This window comes from Trabulsiella guamensis ATCC 49490, from assembly GCF_000734965.1.
GTDB lineage: Bacteria > Pseudomonadota > Gammaproteobacteria > Enterobacterales > Enterobacteriaceae > Trabulsiella > Trabulsiella guamensis.
On the sequence record NZ_JMTB01000065.1, the window covers coordinates 1 to 22,607 of the forward strand.

Below are 22,607 nucleotides of genomic sequence, written 5' to 3' on the forward strand. Positions count from 1 at the left end.
AAAACGTTTTAATCACCCTATTACATACCCTGAAGTATGAAGGGTATACAGAGTTCCTTTCCTGGACCGGGGTGACGAAAGTCCTCCGTTAATATCCCCGGCGACACGGATGCCTGCCGGGGTATTAAAAATTCCCCCTAAGTGACGTGAGTCCGTGTTTTTGTTGGATTTTTACTCAGAAAATTCTCATCAAAATTTACATTCCTGCCGATTCCCTGCTAATGCCCGTCCACTGCGCCACGCGCTTTTTACTTTGTTCTGCATCAATAAAAATGCAAACTTGTTTGATGCAAATCACTATATATAGAATTTAGAATGCACACCGACCCAACATATAGTATTAATCGTCTATTATGTCATCAACTCCCATCGAATTATGGCGGTGATGGGTGTGGATAAAACGGGTCATGGCCGAAGGAAGTGTTTGGTTGCACTATGAATAACGCCTTCCGCCATCGTTCCGCCTCTGTGGATAACCTGTTCTTTTATATGGAGTGATCATGACACCGCATGTGATGAAACGAGATGGCTGTAAAGTGCCTTTCAAATCAGAACGCATTCAGGAAGCTATTCTGCGTGCGGCAAAAGCAGCGGGAGTCGATGACGCAGATTACTGCGCCACCGTCGCGGCAGTGGTGAGTCAACAAATGCAGGGCCGCTCGCAGGTTGATATCAGCGAAATCCAGACAGCCGTGGAAAACCAGCTGATGTCAGGCGCCTACAAACAACTGGCGCGCGCCTATATTGAATATCGACACGATCGCGACATCCAGCGTGAGAAACGCGGTCGTCTTAACCAGGAAATTCGCGGGCTGGTCGAGCAGACCAACTCTGCGCTGCTGAACGAAAACGCGAACAAAGACAGTAAAGTGATCCCGACGCAGCGCGATCTTCTGGCCGGTATTGTCGCCAAACACTATGCCCGTCAGCACCTGCTGCCACGCGACGTGGTACAGGCGCACGAACGCGGCGATATCCACTACCACGATCTCGACTATTCCCCTTTCTTCCCGATGTTCAACTGCATGTTGATCGATCTGAAAGGCATGCTGACGCAGGGCTTCAAGATGGGGAACGCAGAGATCGAACCGCCGAAGTCCATCTCGACGGCAACTGCCGTCACCGCACAGATCATCGCTCAGGTGGCAAGTCACATTTATGGCGGCACCACCATTAACCGTATTGATGAAGTGCTGGCGCCGTTTGTTACCGCCAGTTTCAAAAAGCATCGTAAGGTCGCCGATGAGTGGCAGATCCCCGATGCCGACGGCTACGCCCACGCGCGTACCGAGAAAGAGTGCTATGACGCGTTCCAGTCGCTGGAATATGAAGTCAACACGTTGCATACCGCCAACGGTCAGACGCCATTCGTCACCTTCGGCTTTGGCCTCGGCACCAGCTGGGAATCGCGCATGATCCAGCAATCGATTCTGCGCAACCGCATCGCGGGCCTCGGTAAAAATCGTAAAACAGCGGTCTTCCCGAAACTGGTTTTTGCGATCCGCGACGGTCTGAACCACAAGTTTGGTGATCCGAACTACGACATCAAACAGCTGGCGCTGGAATGCGCAAGCAAACGTATGTATCCGGACATTCTGAACTATGACCAGGTGGTGAAAGTCACCGGTTCGTTCAAAACCCCGATGGGCTGCCGCAGCTTCCTCGGTGTGTACGAAGATGAAAACGGCGAACAGGTTCATGATGGTCGTAACAACCTCGGCGTTATCAGCCTCAACCTGCCACGTATCGCGCTGGAAGCGAAAGGCGACGAAGCCGTGTTCTGGAAACTGCTCGACGACCGTCTGCAACTGGCACGTAAGGCGCTGATGACGCGCATCGCCCGCCTGGAAGGGGTCAAAGCCCGCGTGGCGCCGATTCTGTATATGGAAGGCGCCTGCGGCGTGCGTCTGAAAGCGGACGACGATATCGCCGGCATCTTCAAAAATGGCCGCGCGTCGATTTCACTGGGCTATATCGGTATCCATGAAACCATCAACGCCCTGTTCGGTAATCAGCATATTTATGACAGTGCCGCCCTGCGTGAAAAAGGCGTGGCAATTGTTCAGCGTCTGCGCGACGCGGTAAATCAGTGGAAAGAGGAGACCGGCTACGGTTTCAGCCTCTACAGCACACCGAGCGAAAATCTGTGCGACCGCTTCTGCCGCCTGGATACCGCAGAGTTCGGTATTGTTGAGGGTGTGACGGACAAGGGCTACTACACCAACAGCTTCCACCTCGACGTAGAGAAAAAGGTGAACCCGTACGACAAGATCGACTTTGAAGCGCCGTACCCGCCGCTGGCGAGCGGGGGGTTCATCTGCTATGGCGAGTACCCGAACATCCAGCACAACCTGAAAGCGCTGGAAGATGTCTGGGATTACAGCTATCAGCACGTACCTTACTACGGCACCAACACGCCGATTGATGAATGCTACGAATGCGGTTTTACCGGTGAATTTGAGTGTACCAGCAAAGGCTTTACCTGCCCGAAATGCGGCAACCACGATGCCTCTCGCGTGTCGGTCACCCGCCGTGTTTGCGGTTATCTCGGCAGCCCTGATGCGCGTCCGTTCAACGCCGGTAAGCAGGAAGAAGTTAAACGCCGCGTTAAGCATTTAGGTAACGGGCAGATTGGCTAATGCATTTTCATCAATACTATCCCGTAGACATCGTCAACGGGCCTGGTACGCGATGCACCCTGTTTGTATCAGGGTGCGTCCATGAATGCCCCGGGTGCTACAACAAAAGCACCTGGCGGCTGAACTCCGGGCAGCCGTTTACGCAGGCGATGGAAGACCAGATCATCAACGACCTGAACGATACCCGCATTCATCGTCAGGGTGTGTCGCTGTCGGGTGGAGATCCACTGCACCCGCAAAACGTGCCGGATATCCTGAAGCTGGTACAGCGGGTACGCGCCGAATGCCCTGGTAAAGACATCTGGGTATGGACCGGCTACAAGCTGGACGAACTGACCGATGCGCAAATGGCGGTGGTCAACCTGATCAACGTGCTGGTTGACGGTAAATTCGTGCAGGACTTAAAAGACCCGGCCCTAATCTGGCGCGGCAGCAGTAACCAGGTCGTGCATCACCTGCGGTAGTTCTTACTCATCCAGCCTGACCTTAATGCCCTTTTGCGGATTAGCCAGCCGTTCATCTCACGTCCTGAACCGACGTGAGGGTAACCACCCCTTTTGCCATCACGAAGTTTTTCAAGAACTGTGGCTCTCGGGCACCCTTTTTTCACCCCGTTTTTATGTTTGTGACATCCCGCACTCAGAAACGGCTTACACACTCCATTGCCACCGCTTTAAATTCGCTAAAGCTTTGACATGCCGAGAGTCTTTGCATGGCGCGCTCGCGCAGGAAGGTGACGAAAATATCGTAAATCGCCATCGCCTCTTCGTATTCGCTTTTGCTGATCGCCAACAGGAAAATCGCGTGCGCGGTTTCATCTCCCCAACGAATACCCTGCGGTGCGAGTACGGTATAGACCACCGTTTTTTTCGCCAGCAGGCCAAGGGCGTGCGGCAATGCGATCCCTTCGCCGAGCATGGTGCTGACGATGGCTTCACGCTCAACCACCGAGGCATGGAATTCAGCATCAACAAAGCCCTCTTCGCACAGGCTGTCGCACAGTTCGCGGAACAGTGTTTGCTGATCCATTGGCGTGTTGATCACCCTGAAATGGGCGGCATCAAAGAACTTTTCCAGCATCCACGGGCGCGTTCTTTCCACCAGCACCAGCTTGCCGATCTGCTCCAGTTGATAATCAGTCGGGAACGGTGCGATCGTCACCACCGGTTTGTCTTTTTCGCTGATGCGAACGGTGGAAATGACAAAGTCTTCAACGATGCTTTCACGGTCTTCATAGTCGCGCAGTGAAAGCGTATCGGTAATTTCAATCTGTGGGTATTTGCGCAGCAGTACCGCTTCGATCATCCTGACCATCGCATTGCCGGCGTCGCACACCAGCAGGACGCGCGGCTGGCGCTGGTAACCAATGTTGTAATGGCGCTCAAGCCCGACGCCGATATGCAGCACCAGGAAACCAATTTCGTTTTCGCTTATCACATACGGCGTGTATTTCCCCCAACTGGAGACCGCCGCCAGCGTCATGTCCCACGCCATCGGGTAGTGTTGCTTGATGTTGTCGAGCAGCGGGTTGGGGATCATGATCTGGTAGCGCACCCGGGTGATCATCGTTTTTATATGGGTGAGCAGATCCGCATGCAATTGCGCGTCGTTCAGCAGGTTGTAGTTATATTGCGTGTTGATATAGCGAAGAATGTAGTTCACCAGCGCTTCGTCATCGTCGGCGCTGATGGTTTCCGGGTCAACATCCTGCACCTGGCGGGCGGCAATGTGTACACACAGCCACTCTTCTTCCGCCGGTGACAGCGCCTTTCCGGCCAGTTGCTGCAATGATGCCGCGATATCCTGTGCCGCATCACGCACATTTTGTGCGACATCTTCCGCACTGAATTCTGACAGCGGGTAGCCTTCGCTGATGCGGCGAACCGCCACCGCGCAGTAAATACGCACAAAGCGCTCGCCTTCCGCCGTCAGGCGGACATGGTGACGAGCAAACGCCTCCTCAAGAACCTCCGCCAGGCGCTCCGGGACACCGGCGTTGAGTGCCTCTTCGGTAATGAGCGGGTTGCTGCTGTCGGTTTGCGCCAGCTCCCATAACAGGTCCGTCAGGCAGGCGCGAATAGAGACTTCACTACCGAACAACTTCATGCCATGACGCGGGCGAGTTTCCAGCGTCAGCTGATAACGCTGAAAACGCTCGCGCACATCAACCATATCACTTTGCAGCGTGGCACGACTGACAAACCATTCATCCGCTAAATCTTCCAGCTTGAGAGAAAAGGCGGAGGTAAGAAAGCGAACCGACAGGTAATTCACCCGCTCATGGGCCGTGCGCGGAATGCGCAGCGCTTTCGGGCGTGAGGCGTCCAGCGTCTGGTAGCGTGAGGGGTCATCAATTTTCAGCTGATAACCACTGCCGCGGGTCAGAATAAACTGCGCGCCATAATGCAGCAGCAGTGAATTCAGCGCGGTAATATCAGCGCGAACAGTACGGGTGGAAACCGACAGTCGCTGCGCCAGTTCATCCTGCGGCAGCGTTTCGTTTTGCAGCAAATCAAACAGTTGCGCTAAACGTTGGTTGGGGAATCGCACGTCAGTTTCCTCTCTGATGGGCGGGCGCCTCTCGCACCCGCCTTACCACTTATGGTTTTGATGATATGACCATTTGCGATGGGCTGCCCACCGCCGTGTAGTCCTCTGCAAAGGTTAACTTGCCATCGGTCGGCGACACGCTGAAGCGGGTGATATTGTCGCTGCGCTGGTTCATCACATACAGCCAGCGGCCTTGTGCGTCGAGCGTCAGCGTGCGCGGATAGTCGCCGCGCGTCCAGATATCCTGCTGATGGGTCAGCGTACCGTCGGCCGTTACAGTAAAGTGACCAATGCTGTTATGCAAACGGTTGGCAACATACAGCTGTTTTCCGTCCTGGCTTAATACCAGACCGGCGGCAAAACTGGTGCCTTTGTAGCCGTCCGGTAAAGCCGATACCGTTTTGCCCTCGCGCAACGTACCCGTAGCGGTATCCAGCTGATAGTAAGTTAGCGTAGAAGCTTCTTCGTTAATCAGCCACAGACCGTCACCTTTCGGGGTAAAGACAAAGTGACGCGGACCGGCACCGTTCGAGGATGCCGCGACAAACGGCGGATCGTTCGGCGCCAGCTTGCCGCTCGCCGCGTCAAAGCGGTACTGATAGACGCGATCCAGACCCAGATCGGTTGAAAAAACATATTTCCCGCTGGGATCAGCGGCGATCATGTGGGCATGCGGACCATTATGGTCACTGATAGCAAAGCTGCCTTCGACAGCGCCTTCAGGTTTTGCCGCGCCCGCCGGACCTTCGTCCTGATGCGTATCGCTCGCCGTACCCAGGCTACCATCCGCTTTCACCGGCAAGACGGCAATCGAGCCGCTGACATAATTCGCCACCAGCAGATGTTTCCCGTCCGGCGTCAGCGAGAGATAAACCGGCCCGGCACCGCCGGAAGCGACCTGATTCAACTCGCTCAGTTCGCCCTTTTCATTGATGCGCCAGGCCTGCACGACGCCTTTTTCAACTTCGCTGGCGGCATACAGCGTCTTACCGTCTGCGGAGACGGTGAGCTGGGCGGCATTAGGTAACGTGCTGACCAGCGTTTTACCGCTGAGAGCACCCGTTTGTGGATCAACCGAGAAACGGTACAGCCCTTCACCGTTCGGATTGTAGGTGCCCACCCAGGCGAACTGCGTCTGCGCCGTAGCGGCGGTGGCGAGCAGAGAAAATGAAGCAACAAGCAGATGACGTGCGCAAAGCATATTAACTCCTTGATGTATCGACAGAGATTATTTTCCCTTCACTCCGGCCCTCCCCTTACGGGAGAGGGCGAAGGGGCAGGTTACTTAACCCGTTGTTTGGTCATCGCCAGCAGCTGGCGTACATCGTCAGGGCGGGTATCACCACTGGCTTTATCAATGATGGAGCTGTAGATGTGCGGAATAATTTTGCTGACCCCGGCATCGAGCGCGATCTGCAGGATCTCACCGAAGTTTTCCAGATCGATACCCCCGGTCGGTTCCAGCCAGAAATCATGGCGGGCGCAGGCTTCCGCCACCGCTTTGTATTCGTCACGGCATTTCAGGCCACCCATCGGGAAATATTTCACCGAACTGCCGCCCATGTCTTTCAGCAGCGCGATGGCGGTGTCTACCGGCACAATGCCGTCCGCTTCGGTGCTGCTCAGTGGGCCAGTGGAAATTTTCACCATGCCCGGCGTACCGGTGGGTGAAATCAGACCGTTTACCACCGTCTGGCTCTGCCCCAGCAGCGCGCGGCTGGTCGCAACGCCAGTGAACACCTGGTTCACGTGTTGCGGCTGTACCTGACGGGAGATTTCACTGACCATAGCCGACTGGTTCGGATCGCCCGCGCCCAGTCCAACAGACAGCGCGTTATCGATAAGCGCCGCATACTCGCGCATATCTGCTACCGCCGTGGCGACATCCGGGTAATTTTTGGAAAGCACGCCGACCAGCACGTGGCCTTCTGCCGCTTCGTAAATGGCGCTGGCATTCGCTTTGCTTCCCGCCAGCACGTTCAGGCAGACACGGTCACGATAAAAGTTCGGGGTCAGTTTCATGCTTTTTTCTCCTTGTTCAGTACTTCGGCAATGCGGCGAGCGACAATTTCAAGCTGATCGCCGTTAACGCTACGCACGTCAGCTTCAATAATCCCTTCGTTCGCTTTGTAACCACGGAAATAGATTGCGTACTGCCCTTGTTTGAGGGCATTGACCAGATCGCCGGTCGCCACGTTCGTCACCGCTTCATCAAATTTGATTTCGGTGCGGGCGATGTCGCGTCCGGCGCTGTCCCAGACCACGCGGGCAGTCACACCCTTCAGGGTGTTGAGCTGGTTAATAAACGGGGTCATTTTCGCCACCATCTCATCGCCGCTCTCTTTGCTGGCGGTGAGATAATGTTCGATGGCGCAGGTCAGGCCGAGAATGCCCTCTTTACCCACTTTCATCGCCCGACCAATGCCCGCCGTCTGGCGCTTCACCCATTCGACATACTGCGTTTTACCGATCACCAGACCACTGGTCGGCCCTTCAATGGCTTTCGCACCGCTGTAGATCACCAGATCGGCGCCCATACGGTAGTAACACTGCAAATCTTCTTCGGCGGCCGCATCGACAATCAGCGGCAGATTATGTTTACGTGCCACCACGACGGCCTGCTCAACGCTGAGCATGCTTTTCTGTACGCAGTGGTGAGATTTGATATACAGGATCGCCGCCGTGCGTGGCGTAATCGCCGCGGCGAGCTGATCGGCAGAGCATTCATTGGCATAACCCGCTTCCACCAGCTTGCCGCCGCCAAGCGCGACCATGGTGCCCACTGGCGCGCCGAAGTTCACGTTGTGCCCCTTCGGCAATACGATTTCGTTATTTTCAATCGGCGTGACGTGGAGATTTTCCAGCAGCCAGTCGCTGTCTTTTACCAGCACTGCCGCCACCGACTGCGCAATCCCTGCGGAGGCGCAAGAGACCACCGTCGCCCCTTCCACTTCCAGCAGTTTTGCAATGTATTCCCCGGTTTTGTTGACCAGATCTTTCATTTCAAAGTAATGATTCATGCCGCTCATGACGGCTTCAACCACTTCCGGACGCGGTGTGGAAACCCCTAACGCCGTCATGCGACCGGATGTATTAATCACTTGTTTTAAATTGTATTTTTCAAAAATCGAAGGCATGTTCCGTTCTCCCTTGTTCGGTCATATAGCCCTTGCCCGCACGAATGGCGGCCAGCGGCACCAGAATGTTGTCAGCCTGCAGGCTTTCGTTTTCGGCATCCACCATCATGGTGGCCTGATGTTTCAGCGTGAAGAGGGTCAGATCGGCGTCAAAGCCTTCTGCCAGGCGCCCTTTGTGGGATAAGCGCAGCCCTTCTGCCGCATGGTCGGTGACACAGGCGATCACCTGTGGCAGCGACAGGCCAATGGCGAGGAATTTCGACATCACGCTCGCAAGAGAGCGTACCGGGCCGTCGATGCGGTTACGGCAGTAGATATCCGAACTGATGGTGTGCGGAAGAATGCCCATGCTGATGGCGCGTCGCGCGACTTCAAAACTGAAACTGGCCGTGCCGTGGCCCACATCGAGGCGCACGCCACGCTTAATGGCGCGGGTAATGGAGGTACGTAGTTCGCCTGCGGGCGTCAGAATGCGGTTTGGTTTACCGTTGTAGCAGTGGGTGATGATATCGCCGGAGGTCAGCAGCTCTGCGATTTCATCGAGATTCGGCGGATTGTTGCCGATATGCACCATCAGCGGCAAATCACCGTTCTCTTTCTGGATGCTTTTGGCGCGTTCCAGCGGCGTGATACCGTTTTCGCCAACCACGCTGCTGCTCATGCGCGCTTTCAGTCCGACGATAAAATCCGGGTGGCGTTTGACCGCGTCGCGAACCGCGGCGGCATCAATATTCGCCATGTTCGACAGTTCGTTCTGGGCAATCAGCCCGACACGGGAAATATTCAGCAACGCATACACATCGGTGCTGGCCTGACGGGTCAACTGCCAGAAATCGTCAATGTCATCCGCGCCCGTGCTGCCAGCGTCGATGACCGTGGTGACACCCGTCGCGATACCAACGCTGTCAGGTTCATCGTGATAAATCGGGGATTTTGGGTAGCAATGAACGTGGGAATCAATCCAGCCTGCGCTGACATAAACCTCGCCGTGAAGCGCTACCGTTTTTTTCGCGGGTGCGGTGATATCGCCCAGCGCGGCAATTTTGCCATCCAGAATGGCGATATCGGTCAGGGTATCGTCGACGAGGCGCGCACGGCGCAGGAGTAAATCAAACATACCTTTCTCCTGTGAAGGCGGGCGCCGGAGCGCCCGTAAAACATTAGCTGATAGCGATGGGGAAGATGGAACCGAGGATCATGGCGCCAAGAATGGCTCCCCCGGTGATCGGCTTCTGCCAGAGGTAAAACAACAGCGCGCCAATCAGTGATCCCACGCCAATCGGAATGGACGCGGTCATTGCGCTCAGGATAATCAATGGCCCAAGGAAACGGCCTGATGCGTTACCGGCACCCATCATGACATCGGCACCATAGGTGGAGTCGCTCTGGTTGATGGTGAACTTACGCGCCAGAATGATGACGTAACCAATCGCCAGACCAATCACCAGGCCGGTGATCAGCGACGCAACAAAGTTCGCTACCGGGAATACAAATCCCGCGCCTAACAGCAGCGCCGGAACCCCAAGACCGACACCGGTCTGAATAGCGCCGCCGATATCAAGGATCCCGACCAGAGAACCTTCGATGATACGGGCAAACAGGAAGCTCGCACCAAACGCCGCGACCGCACCGTATACACCGGTATCAATCCCTGCTTTCAGCATGGCCACGAAAGCCACTTCGTTAAACGCGCCGATACCGTAGAGGTAGTACATATGCGTCCCGGCGAACACGCCGGAGGAGAGCAGGCCAACAAAGATCGGGAACGACCAGTCGGCATACCAAAAACCTTTTTTCTCTTCCATTTCAGGCTCCTGTTATTTACCGCTGAGAGAGTTATGGATCACATCCAGCCAGTTCGGTACGGTCAGATGGAAAGATTCGATCATCTTCATGTCGAAGCCGCGGAAGAAGCCGCTCAGAACGAACAGCGCCACAATCGCCACCATCATCACTTTGGTCACGCGATGCCAGCCGCTCTCTTCTACGCCTTTACCGATCAGAATACCCAGTACCAGACCCGGTACAGCGTTACCCATGATCAGCTGCGCTGCGCCGCCGAAGACGGTTGCCCAGAAGCCGGATTTTTTACCCGCATCGATAGCCGCCAGCCAGAAGATCACCGGCATCACGGTATTCACCAGCAGGTTTGCCGCTGGCACCAGCACTTTCACTGCCGTCACCTGCAGTGCTTCCGGTACGGATGACGCGGTAAGGTTGAGGAAGGTCACCACGATCATGCCGATCACGCCGCAGGCGATCGCCATTTTCTTCGGATCATGCAGCGTTTCGCCGACATTGCGGTTTTTCAGCATCAGCGCTGCCGCACCCCAGTTAGGAATAATGCGGTGGTCGACGTCCTGTGTGAAAGAACCCGCCGCAACAGAGGAGGCCCACGCGTTGAAGAAAAACCCTAATCCAAAGGAGAAGTGAGACGCAGGGTCCCCTTCGCAAGAGTTCAGTTCCCCCAACGTACGAAACGCGCCCATCCCCTGTGTGGTGGGCGCATGAAACATGCGTGCAGCCCCAGCACCCACGCCGACGCCCACGAGGCCACCGATGATGAGTGATTTTATTAAAATTATCAGGAACATTAGTCTGCCCTTTTAGTAAGAATCAGCGTTGCGTGACAAAATCTACCCTGTCGAGGTTGATGGCGGTCACGTTGACGGTGACATCCAGCTCCACGCTGTACGACCGTCTTTCCCGGCGCAGAAAGAAGAACAAAAACGCCTCTTTACGCACCGCTTCACGCGCATGAACAACTTGCACATCCTGTGGCTCAATACGCAGTAAAATGTGCGGTGAACTCTTCATCACCGCTGATTGCACCTGGTTAAGCGCATCGGCAAAAGCGCGTGCTTTTGAGTCTCCTTTGCCCTTAACCCTCACCGTGGTGGTGAACTGCTCTTTCATAGTTATGCGCCGTATTTCTTTTTCCAGGCTTCCACCAGGCGTTCGCCCAGTTCTTCTTTATCCATAAAGCCAAAGCCCAGAACGTTGCAGCCTTCATTGATGGCCGTTACGCCCTCATCCACAGAACGCATGCCGTATTTCGCTTTGTAGCCATATTTGTTTTGCGCTGTAATCGCGCCCGCGCCACCGCTACCGCAAAAAGAGATGCCGAACGTGGCGTTTTCCGCTTTCATCACATCGCCAAGCTTCATGTCTGCCGCCACGCCCGGAACAACCACGGCACGACCGCCGGCTTTCTCAACGCCAGCAGCCACTTTCTGTCCTTTGCCAAGGCGATCGCCAATTACAACGGTAATCTGTTCCATCATTTGCTCCTTAGAGGTTGTCTTTCGCTACTTCGAAGTGAACGGAGAGCAGCCAGGCTTCTTCTTCAGGGAGATTGCCAAACTGCGCGACCACTTCTCGGGCAAGCGTCATTGAATCTTGTGAAATTTCTTCGAACAGACTGGCATCCACCTCGGGCAGCGGCTCACCGGTCACCGACCGATGCGCCATCGCGCGGACATGAGAGGTCAGCATCTGCTCCTGTACTGCATTGGGGAGGATGTTGTGGCGGCTGAGCAGCGCAAAAGTCTGCTTCAGCATGGTGTCGGCAAGTTTTTCTGTCTGAACTGCCTGGTCCCCAACGTCGTTCATTACCGCTCCGTTAATCACTCGTCTTACCCCGTTAATGTCTCTGAGATAAAAGTAGCGTCGGGAAACCGGAGTTTGTAGACAGTTGTTTTCCACTTCGAAGTGGAAAGGAAACAGGCAGCAGTGATCTGTGCCACATAATTGCGGTGAATAAGTTCAATTGACTGGAATTACGTGATGAATATCACAAGGATGAGCGGCAAATCATGGCGCGCTATAGCGAAAAACCTTGCGGGGTATCTCGTGAAAATGTGATGTCGATAAGGTTTACTTATAAAAAATCGCCAGGATACTTGTGGGTGCCTGAAACTTACGTCTCAGGCACTGGGTTTAACGATACTTTTTATGGTAGGTATTGCGCGTCGTCACAAAGCCGTCAGCCGCAGCCTGCGCCTCTTTCACTTTACCTTCGTTAGCCAGCTTCAGCGCGCCATCGATTTGCCCGACCAGTGTATCCAGACCGTGGCGGAAATCTTTCATCTCGGCGCTGTCTGCTGCTTTACCTTCCAGCTTCGGCGGCGTCTGTTTCTGCGCATCCAGCGCAGCGGCACGCATTTTGTTCAGCGCGTCTTTCATGTCCGCTGCATTGTCGGTTTTCTGGACAATCTTCAGGTTCTCGTTGAGGGTATCCATATCGTCTTCAAGATCGGCGGCAAAGACATTTGCCGAACTAAGGACGAGGGAGGACACCGCTAACATCGCGAGGAGTTTTTTACGCATTGCTCACTTCCTTTTTTGTTATTAACGGCGCGGCAGGTCGCGCCCACAAGTGAATCATTGCCCGGCGATTTTCATCTCCGGCAACAGCACAGAACCACACTGTATATTGCTACGTGTTTCAATATCGTCGGCGATGGTGACAATATTACGCCACATGTCTTTCAGATTTCCGGCAATGGTGATTTCACTCACCGGATACTGAATTTCGCCATTCTCAACCCAAAAGCCTGACGCACCGCGCGAATAATCACCCGTTACGCCACTGACACCCTGCCCCATCAGTTCGGTCACCACAAGCCCGGTGCCCATTTCTTTTAGCAACTTTTCAAAACTCAGACCACGCCCGGCAATGCGCCAGTTGTGAATACCGCCCGCGTGTCCGGTGCTTCTGAGGCCCAGTTTGCGGGCTGAATAGTTGGTCAGCAGCCACTGGGTGAGGATACCGTCTTTAATGATATCACGACGCTCGGTGCGCACACCTTCGCTGTCGAAGGGCGTCGAGGCCAGCCCTTTAGGCAGATGTGGATGTTCTTCGATGGTCAGCCACTCCGGCAAAATCTGCTTGCCAAGGGAATCCAGCAGGAATGTGGATTTACGGTAAACCGCGCCACCAGCAATCGCACCCACCAGGTGACCGAACAGCCCAGTCGCCACTTCGTGGGCGAAAATCACCGGTGCTTTCATGGTTGACAGCTTGCGCGGTGCCAGACGCGCCAGTGTGCGGCGCGCGCACTCTTCGCCGACCCATTCCGGCGATTTCAGATCATCAAACGCCCGACCGATGGTGTACGCGTAGTCACGTTCCATTTCACCGTTTTCTTCCGCAATAACACAGCTGGAAAGGGAGTGGCGGGTCGAGCAGTAGCTTTGCAACATGCCGTGGCTGTTGCCGAACACTTTAATGCCGTAGTGGCTGTTAAAACTGCCGCCTTCGGTATTGGTGATACGTTTATCAGTGTTCAGCGCGGTCTGCTCGGCGCGCGCGGCCAGTTCGATGGCTTCATCGGGTGAGATTTCTGACGGATGGAAGAGATCCAGATCCGGCGCGTCAAAAGCCAGCAGATCTTTATCCGCGATCCCGGCGTAAGGATCGGCGGAGGTGTAACTGGCGATATCCAGCGCTGCCTGCACAGTACGCGCAATCGCCTGCGGGCTTAAATCGGTCGACGAGGCACTGCCTTTGCGATTCTGGTGATACACCGTAATGCCGAGCGCGCCGTCGCTGTTAAATTCGACATTCTCCACTTCACCGTAACGCGTGCTGACGCCAATGCCGGTGGTTTTCGACACCGACACTTCGGCGCCATCTGACTTGCCCGACGCCAGTTCCAGCGCGGTAGAGACCGCCTCTTCCAGTGCTTTACGCTGCTCCGCAACTTGTGTGATTACTTTCATCGTCAATGCCATAATGTAAAGAGAGTTTCAATGAAGTCTAACAGAGAACCGTTTTCCAGTGCGCGCCTTAACTGATAACATGTGCCTCTTTTTTTAAGGAGCCTGAGATGACCAAGCAGCCCAAAGACTGGCTCGACGATGTTCCCGGTGATGACATCGAGGATGAAGATGATGAAATCATCTGGGTCAGTAAAAGTGAAATTAAACGCGACGCCGAAGAGTTAAAACAACTTGGCGCGGAAATGGTCGATCTGGGGAAAAACGCGCTGGATAAAATCCCGCTCGACCAGGATCTCCGTGACGCTATCGAGCTGGCGCAGCGTATCAAGAAAGAAGGCCGTCGCCGCCAGTTGCAGCTGATTGGCAAACTGCTGCGTCAACGCGATGTCGATCCGATTCGTCAGGCGCTGGATAAACTGAAAAACCGTCATAACCAGCAGGTTGCGCTGTTTCACAAGCTGGAGCAGTTGCGTGATCGCCTGATCGACGAAGGCGACGATGCCATGACCGACGTGCTGAATCTGTGGCCGAATGCCGACCGCCAGCAGATGCGTACGCTCATCCGCAATGCGAAGAAAGAGAAAGAAGGGAATAAGCCTCCGAAATCTGCGCGCCTGATCTTCCAGTATCTGCGCGAACTGGCGGAAAACGAAGGGTAAATGATGGCCCGGTAGCAAAGCGCCACCGGGCTTTTTCTTTACTCCACGGCTTCCGCTTTTTTCGCCAGACCGTCCAGCAGCTTCTGATGAATCCCACCAAAACCGCCGTTACTCATCACCAGAATATGATCACCTGGCTGTGCGGATTTCACAATCATCTCCACCAGCGCATCAACGTCCGCACTCCAGAAAGCGGGCTGGATGCAGGCTTCCGCTACTTCCGCCACCTGCCAGGGAATATGCTGCGGCTGTAACAGATACACTTCGTCGGCGCGCCCCAGCGATGGCGCCAGATCAGTTTTGCTGATACCCATTTTCATGGTGTTGGAGCGTGGTTCCAGCACCGCGATAATGCGCGCCGTGCCGCCCACTTTACCGCGCAGCGCCTGCAACGTGGCGAGGATCGCCGTCGGGTGATGCGCGAAATCGTCATACACGCAGACGCCATTCGCTTCACCACGCAGTTCAAGGCGACGGCGGGCATTGATAAACGACCCCAGCGCATTCGCGGCATCGGCAGGCGTGACGCCTACATGACGCGCGGCGGCAATCGCCATCAGGCCGTTATTCATGTTGTGTTCGCCAACCAGCGTCCACTTCACCTGACCGACGACGTCACCGTCCAGCAGCACTTCCCACTCGGAAGCGTCAGTGTTCAGTTTTCTCGCCTGCCAGTGTCCTTGCTCGCCCACCAGTTCCTGTTCGCTCCAGCAGCCCATCGCCATCACCTGTTTCAGGTTAATGTCGTTTTCCGGCAGAATAATGCGCCCCTGCCCCGGTACGATGCGCACCAGATGGTGGAACTGTTTCTGAATCGCTTTCAGATCGTCAAAGATGTCCGCGTGGTCAAACTCAAGGTTGTTGAGTACCAGTGTGCGCGGGCAGTAATGAACGAACTTGGAACGCTTGTCGAAGAACGCGCAGTCATATTCGTCAGCTTCGATGACGAAGAACGGGCTGTCGCCGAGACGAGCAGATACATCGAAATTACCCGGGACGCCGCCGATCACAAAGCCTGGCTTGTAGCCGCAGACCTCTAAGATCCAGGTCGCCATCCCGGCAGTGGTGGTTTTGCCATGAGTACCGGCAATGGCCAGCACCCAGCGGTCACGCAGCACGAAATCATGCAGCCACTGCGGACCGGACATGTACGGAATATTCTTCTCCAGTACCGCTTCCACGCACGGGTTACCGCGCGTCATGGCATTGCCAATGATCACCAGATCTGGCTGCGGATCAAGCTGAGCAGGATCGTAACCCTGAATTAAATCAATACCTTGTTTTTCCAGTAACGTGCTCATTGGCGGATACACGTTGGCGTCCGAACCCGTCACTTCGTGGCCAAGGGTACGCGCCAGCATCGCCAGTCCACCCATGAAAGTGCCACAAATTCCTAAAATATGAATGCGCATACGTTACGTCCTTTCTTTTAGCTGGCGCGTATTTTACTCATATGTTCGACGGCAGCGAAACGCATTTCAGTTAAATCCGTATTTTGCTGGCGCGATTCACCTGTGCGCTACTATTTGAATCTTTGTTAAGATTGTTGCGGTCGCTTTACTCCACATAAAATGCAGGGAAAGTGTTATGAAAACGTTAGGTGAATTTATTGTCGAAAAGCAGCACGAGTTCTCTCATGCTACCGGTGAGCTCACTGCTTTGCTGTCGGCGATAAAACTGGGCGCCAAAATTATCCACCGCGATATCAATAAGGCCGGTCTGGTCGATATCCTGGGTGCCAGCGGTGCTGAGAACGTGCAGGGCGAGGTTCAGCAGAAACTCGATCTGTTCGCGAACGAAAAACTGAAAGCTGCACTTAAGGCGCGCGACATCGTCGCGGGTATCGCGTCGGAAGAAGAAGACGAGATTGTCGTCTTTGAAGGCTGTGAGCATGCGAAGTACGTCGTGCTGATGGATCCGCTGGATGGCTCATCCAACATTGATGTTAACGTTTCTGTTGGCACCATTTTTTCAATCTACCGTCGCGTGACGCCGGTAGGCACCCCGGTTACCGAAGAGGATTTCCTGCAACCGGGCAACAAACAAGTAGCTGCCGGGTACGTCGTTTACGGCTCCTCCACCATGCTGGTGTACACCACCGGTTGCGGTGTTCACGCGTTTACTTACGACCCGTCGCTGGGGGTATTCTGCCTGAGCCAGGAGCGCATGCGCTTCCCGGAAAAAGGCAACACCTACTCCATCAACGAAGGCAACTACATCAAATTCCCGATGGGCGTGAAGAAATACATCAAGTTCTGTCAGGAAGAAGATAAAGCCACCCAGCGTCCGTATACCTCACGCTACATCGGATCTCTGGTGGCTGATTTTCACCGTAACCTGCTGAAAGGCGGGATTTATCTCTACCCAAGCACCGCCAGCCACCCGCAGGGTAAACTGCGTCTGCTGTATGAGTGCAACCCGATGGCCTTCCTCGCCGAACAGGCGGGCGGAAAAGCCAGCGACGGTAAAGGGCGCATTCTGGATATTATTCCGGACAGCCTGCACCAGCGCCGTCCGTTCTTCGTCGGCACCAATCATATGGTGGAAGATGTGGAACGCTTTATACGCGAGTTCCCGGACGCGTAATCTCTGCGTTTCTGACCCTCTTCCTGGCGGGAGAGGGTCAGTGTGGGATATCAGACCGCGCCTGTACCCTGTAGCCTGAACGAGGCCATCGCTTCAATCAACTCCTGCGACTGCTCTTCCAGCGAGCGCGTTGCCGCAGAAGACTGCTGTACCAGCGCCGCGTTCTGCTGAGCGGTTTCATCCATCTGGCTGACGGCGATATTCACCTGCTCAATCCCACGACTCTGCTCCTGCGACGCACTGGCGATTTCACGCATCAGTTTGGTCATTCGCAACACTTCGGTGGCGATCTCATCCATCGTTTCACCCGCCTGCAGCGCCAGATCGCTCCCCTCGCCCACATGACTGCGGGAATCGCTAATCAGCTGACGAATTTCTTTCGCCGCATCCGCACTGCGGCTCGCCAGAATGCGGACTTCGCCTGCAACTACCGCAAACCCGCGCCCCTGCTCGCCCGCACGCGCTGCTTCTACTGAGGCGTTAAGCGCCAGGATGTTAGTCTGAAACGCGATGCCGTCGATGACGCTGAGGATGTCGGCAATACGATCGGAACTGCTGGAGATATCACGCATTTTTTCAATGACGTAACAGACCATTTCACTGCCGCGATCGGCGGTGTCAGAGACCGCTTTCGCCAGCTGGTGCGCCTGCTCGGCGTTCTCAGCGTTCTGTTTCACCGTCGCGGTGATCTCTTCCATGCTCGCCGCCGTCTGCTCAAGGGAGGTCGCGGTGGATTCTGTCCGCTGTGCCAGATGCATGTTACCCGCCGCCAGCTCGCGGCTGCCGGTATCGATTTGCGAACTGGCGTCGCGTACGCGCAGCACGGAGGTCATCAGCGACTGGCGCATGTCGTCGATTGCTGCGTTGAGGCGGTTAATTTCATGGCTCGCCTGTTTGTCGGTTTCCCAGGTGAGATCCCCGGCGGCGACATGCTCCAGCTGAGCGATGGACGCATTCAACGGCTTGAGCAACATCTGACGCAGCGCCATCCATGCGAGGACGATCACCCCTGCCGTCAGCAGCGCAACGATGACGATAAACATCATCACCCGCGTTTTACTGCTCTGCACGGCGCTGACTTCTGCTTTTCCGCGCTGATCAACCCACGCCTGATACGCCTGCATGTCATTGTCAAACTGACGAGAAACAGGGATCAGGCTCTTTTCGAGCAGATCGTAATAACCGTCGGCGCTCTGTTTGTTCAGCGCGTCCAGCATGGGCTTAATGCCCTGTTCATTGTAAGCAGCATAGCTGCCCGCCACCGCTTTCAGCAGCTTGTCACCCTGCTCGTCCTGCATCGGCGTGCTGAGAACCACCGCCAACACCTTCTGCGCCTGCGCCACTTCCGTATTAATGTTTTTGACCGCTTTCGTGGCGTCATCCAGCATCCCGATTTCCATCAGACGTACCGCCTGACCGGCTTCGTTGCGCGCACGCAAAATCAGGGTATAGCCTTCATTGAGATGCACCATCTGCTCGCCCTGGAGCTGGTTGATGCGTTGCAAAGAGGAGGAACTTTGAGAGAGGGCATAAATGCCCATGCCGCTCACCAGCAGAAGCAGGAGCGTCATCACGGCGAGTACAGAGAGCAGGCCGGTTCGAATCGATAGCGTTTTTAGCATGATGTTATTTCCGGTAGCAGGGGACTTCGGCGTAAAATGAATTTATCGGCTGCTACCGGAAAAAGTTTAGTTTTAATGCAATTTCAATATGTTACCGGGTTGTTGCGTTATTCACCCTCGTGACCGGCGAGCTCTGACGATTTTCCCACAGCACTGTCAGGCCACGCTGCAGCGCTATGAAAATGAACAACAAAATACCGATGGCGATTTTGGTCCACCATGAACTCAGCGTGCCGTCAAAGTTAATATAGGTCTGGATCAGCCCCTGAATTCCCACGCCAAACAGCGTACCCAGTACCGTACCGACGCCGCCGCTGAGCAGCGTACCGCCAATCACCACTGAGGCGATCGCGTCCAGCTCCACACCAACACCCGCCAGCGCATATCCCGCCTGGGTGTACACCGAGAAGACAATGCCCGCCAGCGTCGCCAGCCCGGTGGAAAGCATGTAAATGCGAATAGTAGTGCTGCGCGTCGACACCCCCATCAGGTTGGCCGATATCGCGTTGCCGCCGATAGCATAAACCTGATTGCCAAAGCGGGTGCGGTGGGCGAGAAAAATCCCCACCACCACGACCAGCAACATCAGGAGCCCCATCGCGCTGAGGCGACCGCCACCGGGAATGGTCCAGGCGAGATCAGAGAGCGTGTCATACACCGGATGGTTAATCGGGATCGACTCTTCAGAGACCAGATAGCTGACGCCGCGCAGAAAGAACATGCCTGCGAGAGTGATAATAAACGCCGGGATTTTGAGCGCGTCAATCAACAGCCCCATAAACGCGCCAAACGCGCAGCCCATCACCAGCACCAGCGGAAATGCCAGCAGCGGCGAGATCCCCCAGAAGCCGATCGCTTTTGCCAGAAAAACCCCGGTGAAGGCGATCACCGAGCCTACGGAAAGATCGATCCCTCCGGAGAGGATCACGAAGGTCATGCCGACAGCGATGATCCCAAGAAAGGCGTTATCGGTCAGGATATTGCAGATCACGCGTGTGGAGGCAAACCCCGGAAACTGCGTCAGGCAATAGAGATAGCCAAGGATAAACACCCCGAGCGTAATCATCAGCGGCAAATTACGTTTGATCATGGCGGCGGATCCTTTTCAGTATGCTGATAAAACGTGGCGACTGGACGATCAGAACACAAAGCACCACCACCGCTTTCACCACCTGGTTGAGTTCCGGCGGAAAACCGGAAAGCAGAATGCCGGTATTCATGCCCTGAATAATCAGCGCCCCGACCACCGACAGCAGCAGGTTAAAACGCCCGCCCATCAGCGAACCGCCACCGATGACCACCGCCAGAATGGCATCCAGTTCCAGCCACAGCCCGGCATTGTTGGCATCAGCGCCACGAATATCGGCGGCAACGATGGTCCCGGCAATCGCCGCGCATACGCCGCTCAGCACATAGGTCAGCATCACGACAATACGCGTATTCACCCCGGCGTTTTTGGCGGCGCGAATGTTGATACCAACCGCTTCAATAAACATCCCCAGCGCGGTTTTGCGAGTGAACAGCCAGAACACGATCAGCGTGACCAGGGCGATAATCACGGGCGTCGGGAATAACAGGAGCTTGCCGCTGCCGATCCACGCCAGGTTCGGCGTATCAAAGGTGACGATCTGCCCGGCGGTGATCAACTGCGCTACGCCGCGTCCGGCAACCATTAATATCAGCGTGGCGACAAAAGGCTGGATCTTCAGTATTGCCACCAGAATGCCATTCCACAGCCCCGCCAGCACACCTGTCGCTAGCGTCGCGAGCAGGATCACCGGGAATGAGTGTCCGGCGACGGCCATCGAGGCCGCCGTCGCGCCCGCAATCGCCATTACCGCCCCAACGGAAAGATCAATGCCGCCGGTGGCGATCACCAGCGTCATGCCAATAGCGAGCAGCGCAACGGGGGCAGCGCGGTTAAGAATATCAATCGGGCTGCCAAACAAACGCCCGTCCTGCAGGACCACCTGGAAGAAATGCGGCGCCACCAGGCTATCAACCACCAGCACCAGGATGAGTGCGGCGAGTTGCGGCATTCCGGTGGGCCAACGGAAACGGCGCTTCGCGGTGTCCGTATGCGGTAGGGATTGTGGCATCACGATTTACTCCTTATGCCGCAATAGCATTCATGATCGCCGGGACCGAGAGTGCATCCAACGGGATTTCCGCGACCTGCTTACGATCGCGCATAATTATCACCCTGTCGGCGTAACCCACCAGTTCCTCCAGCTCAGACGAGATAACCAGCAACGCCAGCCCATCGGCGCACAGGGTTTCTATCAGACGGATGATTTCCGCATGCGCACCCACGTCGATACCGCGTGTCGGCTCATCAAGAATGAGAAATTGTGGCCGGGTCAAAAGCCAGCGGGAGAGCAGCACTTTCTGTTGGTTGCCGCCGGAGAGAAACTCAATCGGCTGCTCCCCGCTGGGCGTACGGATGCCAAGCTGGCGAATGAAGCGTTCGGTGATCTCATGTTGTTCGCGCCGGGGGATCGGTTTTAGCCAGCCACGCTGCGCCTGCAACGCGAGAATGATATTTTCCCTGACAGAGGCCGCGGCAATAATGCCGTCGGTTTTCCTGTCTTCGGGGCAGAAACCAATGCCGAGACAGGAAGCCTGATGTGGCGAGCGCAGGAGCTGTTTTTTCCCTTTGATCCACGCTGTACCGCTGTCGGCAGGCTTAATGCCAAAAATGACTTCTGCGGTTTCGGTACGGCCGGAGCCTAACAATCCCGCCAGTCCGACGATTTCCCCCGGGCGAACCTGCAGATTAAAGGGCTCAATGGTGCCTTTTTTGCCGAAGCCTTCAAACGCCGCGACCGGTTTTTCACTCAGCAATGTACGTCCGGCGCGCTGCAACGCCTGATGATCAAGCTCACGGCCCAGCATCATTTTCACCAGTTCAATCTGTGGCAGCTCACGGGTTTCCCGGCATCCGACGAAACCGCCGTTTCGCAGCACGGTAATACGATCGCTGACCTGGTAAACCTGATCGAGAAAATGGGTGACGAAAATCAGGCTGACGCCCTGATCGCGCAGCTGACGCATCAGACCGAATAGCATCTCGACCTCTTTGGTATCGAGACTGGCTGTCGGTTCGTCGAGGATCAGCACTTTAGCGGAGAGATCGATGGCACGACAGATAGCGACAATCTGCTGCATGGCCACCGAAAAACGGTTAAGGGGCTCGCGAACGTCAAGGGAAAAACCATAGGAGGCCATCAGTTCGGTGGCGCGTTTTTCCATTTCCTTGCGCCGCAGAAAGCCGAAACGGCGCGGTTCGCGCCCAATAAACAGGTTATCCGCCACCGACATGTTCGGCAGCAGGTTCACTTCCTGGTAGACGGTGCCAATGCCCAGTTGCTGCGCATGAGCGGTATTCTTTGGTGAAATTTGCTGGCCTTCCAGCCAGATGGTGCCGCGATCAGCATGATAAACCCCGGTCAGGGCTTTGATGAGCGTGGATTTCCCTGCGCCGTTTTCACCGAGCAACGCCATGATTTCACCGCGCCGCAGACTGAAATCGACATTATCTAATGCCTTCACGCCGGGGAAGAATTTACTCAGGCCTTCCGTACGCAGGATTTCCTGATGATGGATAGATTCGGTCATTACCAGCTCCCCCACTATTCCCTGCCTGCCCCGCTTCCTGAAAGGGAGAGCGCCTGTGACGCTTCTCCCCTC

General features: G+C 55.4%; 21 protein-coding genes. 4 read left to right on the plus strand and 17 right to left on the minus strand.

The annotated features are described in order from the left end of the window. The first annotated feature begins 500 nt into the window (after window positions 1-500). Both nrdD and nrdG read left to right on the plus strand, forming a co-directional pair. On the plus strand, window positions 501-2,639 hold the full coding sequence (gene nrdD / locus GTGU_RS09635) for an anaerobic ribonucleoside-triphosphate reductase (protein ID WP_038156161.1): 2,139 nt from the start codon (window positions 501-503) through the stop codon (window positions 2,637-2,639). Next, on the plus strand, window positions 2,639-3,103 hold the full coding sequence (gene nrdG, locus GTGU_RS09640) for an anaerobic ribonucleoside-triphosphate reductase-activating protein (RefSeq protein WP_038156163.1): 465 nt from the start codon (window positions 2,639-2,641) through the stop codon (window positions 3,101-3,103). The genes nrdD and nrdG overlap by 1 nt, the downstream gene beginning before the upstream one ends. A 175-nt stretch (window positions 3,104-3,278) precedes the next feature. Here the strand turns inward: nrdG and GTGU_RS09645 are convergent, their stop codons facing one another. The 12 genes from GTGU_RS09645 to pmbA all read right to left on the minus strand — a co-directional run bounded on the left by GTGU_RS09645 (window position 3,279) and on the right by pmbA (window position 14,062). Then, window positions 3,279-5,189 (minus strand): BglG family transcription antiterminator, encoded by a 1,911-nt coding sequence (locus GTGU_RS09645; protein ID WP_038156165.1) that lies wholly within the window; start codon window positions 5,187-5,189, stop codon window positions 3,279-3,281. Between the two features lie 49 nt (window positions 5,190-5,238). Further along, window positions 5,239-6,390, minus strand: a complete 1,152-nt coding sequence (locus GTGU_RS09650) for a lactonase family protein (protein WP_038156167.1) — start codon at window positions 6,388-6,390, stop codon at window positions 5,239-5,241. An 80-nt stretch (window positions 6,391-6,470) separates the two neighbouring features. Continuing rightward, the gene (dagF, locus tag GTGU_RS09655; protein ID WP_038156169.1) at window positions 6,471-7,211 is read right to left on the minus strand and encodes a 2-dehydro-3-deoxy-phosphogluconate aldolase; all 741 of its coding nucleotides are present in this window, start codon (window positions 7,209-7,211) and stop codon (window positions 6,471-6,473) included. Continuing rightward, window positions 7,208-8,326, minus strand: coding sequence for a DgaE family pyridoxal phosphate-dependent ammonia lyase (locus tag GTGU_RS09660; protein ID WP_038156171.1), 1,119 nt, complete (start codon window positions 8,324-8,326; stop codon window positions 7,208-7,210). The genes dagF and GTGU_RS09660 overlap by 4 nt, the downstream gene beginning before the upstream one ends. Continuing rightward, on the minus strand, window positions 8,310-9,443 hold the full coding sequence (locus GTGU_RS09665) for an amidohydrolase/deacetylase family metallohydrolase (RefSeq protein ID WP_038156173.1): 1,134 nt from the start codon (window positions 9,441-9,443) through the stop codon (window positions 8,310-8,312). The genes GTGU_RS09660 and GTGU_RS09665 overlap by 17 nt, the downstream gene beginning before the upstream one ends. Window positions 9,444-9,486: 43 nt before the next feature. Next, a complete protein-coding gene (locus GTGU_RS09670) occupies window positions 9,487-10,131 on the minus strand; it encodes a DUF4310 family protein (protein WP_038156175.1) in 645 nt (214 codons plus the stop codon). 12 nt (window positions 10,132-10,143) lie between these two features. Continuing rightward, complete coding sequence (locus GTGU_RS09675; RefSeq protein WP_038156176.1) at window positions 10,144-10,920, minus strand: DUF4311 domain-containing protein; 777 nt, start codon at window positions 10,918-10,920, stop codon at window positions 10,144-10,146. Between the two features lie 22 nt (window positions 10,921-10,942). Continuing rightward, window positions 10,943-11,242 (minus strand): DUF4312 family protein, encoded by a 300-nt coding sequence (locus GTGU_RS09680; RefSeq protein WP_038156177.1) that lies wholly within the window; start codon window positions 11,240-11,242, stop codon window positions 10,943-10,945. Window positions 11,243-11,244: 2 nt separating this feature from the next. Continuing rightward, a complete protein-coding gene (locus GTGU_RS09685; RefSeq protein WP_038156178.1) occupies window positions 11,245-11,607 on the minus strand; it encodes an SFCGS family glycine-rich protein in 363 nt (120 codons plus the stop codon). A 10-nt stretch (window positions 11,608-11,617) separates the two neighbouring features. After that, window positions 11,618-11,956 (minus strand): glycine dehydrogenase, encoded by a 339-nt coding sequence (locus GTGU_RS09690; RefSeq protein ID WP_156964111.1) that lies wholly within the window; start codon window positions 11,954-11,956, stop codon window positions 11,618-11,620. 309 nt (window positions 11,957-12,265) lie between these two features. Further along, the gene (cybC, locus tag GTGU_RS09695) at window positions 12,266-12,655 is read right to left on the minus strand and encodes a cytochrome b562 (protein ID WP_038156182.1); all 390 of its coding nucleotides are present in this window, start codon (window positions 12,653-12,655) and stop codon (window positions 12,266-12,268) included. Window positions 12,656-12,709: 54 nt separating this feature from the next. Beyond that, complete coding sequence (pmbA, locus tag GTGU_RS09700) at window positions 12,710-14,062, minus strand: metalloprotease PmbA (protein WP_038156184.1); 1,353 nt, start codon at window positions 14,060-14,062, stop codon at window positions 12,710-12,712. Window positions 14,063-14,157: 95 nt separating this feature from the next. On the opposite strand from pmbA, the gene yjgA reads away from it, so the two are divergent. Further along, window positions 14,158-14,709, plus strand: coding sequence for a ribosome biogenesis factor YjgA (gene yjgA, locus GTGU_RS09705; protein ID WP_038156186.1), 552 nt, complete (start codon window positions 14,158-14,160; stop codon window positions 14,707-14,709). A 38-nt stretch (window positions 14,710-14,747) separates the two neighbouring features. On the opposite strand, the gene mpl is transcribed toward yjgA, so the two are convergent. Further along, window positions 14,748-16,121, minus strand: coding sequence for a UDP-N-acetylmuramate:L-alanyl-gamma-D-glutamyl-meso-diaminopimelate ligase (gene mpl, locus GTGU_RS09710; RefSeq protein ID WP_038156188.1), 1,374 nt, complete (start codon window positions 16,119-16,121; stop codon window positions 14,748-14,750). A gap of 175 nt (window positions 16,122-16,296) precedes the next feature. On the opposite strand from mpl, the gene fbp reads away from it, so the two are divergent. Further along, window positions 16,297-17,295, plus strand: coding sequence for a class 1 fructose-bisphosphatase (gene fbp, locus GTGU_RS09715; protein ID WP_038156190.1), 999 nt, complete (start codon window positions 16,297-16,299; stop codon window positions 17,293-17,295). Between the two features lie 50 nt (window positions 17,296-17,345). Here fbp and GTGU_RS09720 read toward each other — a convergent pair whose 3' ends face one another. The 4 genes from GTGU_RS09720 to ytfR all read right to left on the minus strand — a co-directional run bounded on the left by GTGU_RS09720 (window position 17,346) and on the right by ytfR (window position 22,535). Beyond that, entirely contained in the window at window positions 17,346-18,917 is a 1,572-nt protein-coding gene (locus tag GTGU_RS09720) for a methyl-accepting chemotaxis protein (protein ID WP_038156192.1), read from the minus strand. A gap of 91 nt (window positions 18,918-19,008) precedes the next feature. Continuing rightward, window positions 19,009-20,007, minus strand: coding sequence for a galactofuranose ABC transporter, permease protein YjfF (yjfF, locus tag GTGU_RS09725; RefSeq protein ID WP_038156194.1), 999 nt, complete (start codon window positions 20,005-20,007; stop codon window positions 19,009-19,011). Then, window positions 19,994-21,016: a galactofuranose ABC transporter, ATP-binding protein YtfT gene (ytfT, locus tag GTGU_RS09730; protein ID WP_038156195.1), complete on the minus strand. Its 1,023-nt coding sequence runs from the start codon at window positions 21,014-21,016 to the stop codon at window positions 19,994-19,996. Before ytfT ends, yjfF begins: the two co-directional genes overlap by 14 nt. Before the next feature lie 13 nt (window positions 21,017-21,029). After that, window positions 21,030-22,535, minus strand: coding sequence for a galactofuranose ABC transporter, ATP-binding protein YtfR (ytfR, locus tag GTGU_RS09735; protein ID WP_038156197.1), 1,506 nt, complete (start codon window positions 22,533-22,535; stop codon window positions 21,030-21,032). Window positions 22,536-22,607 lie beyond the last annotated feature (72 nt).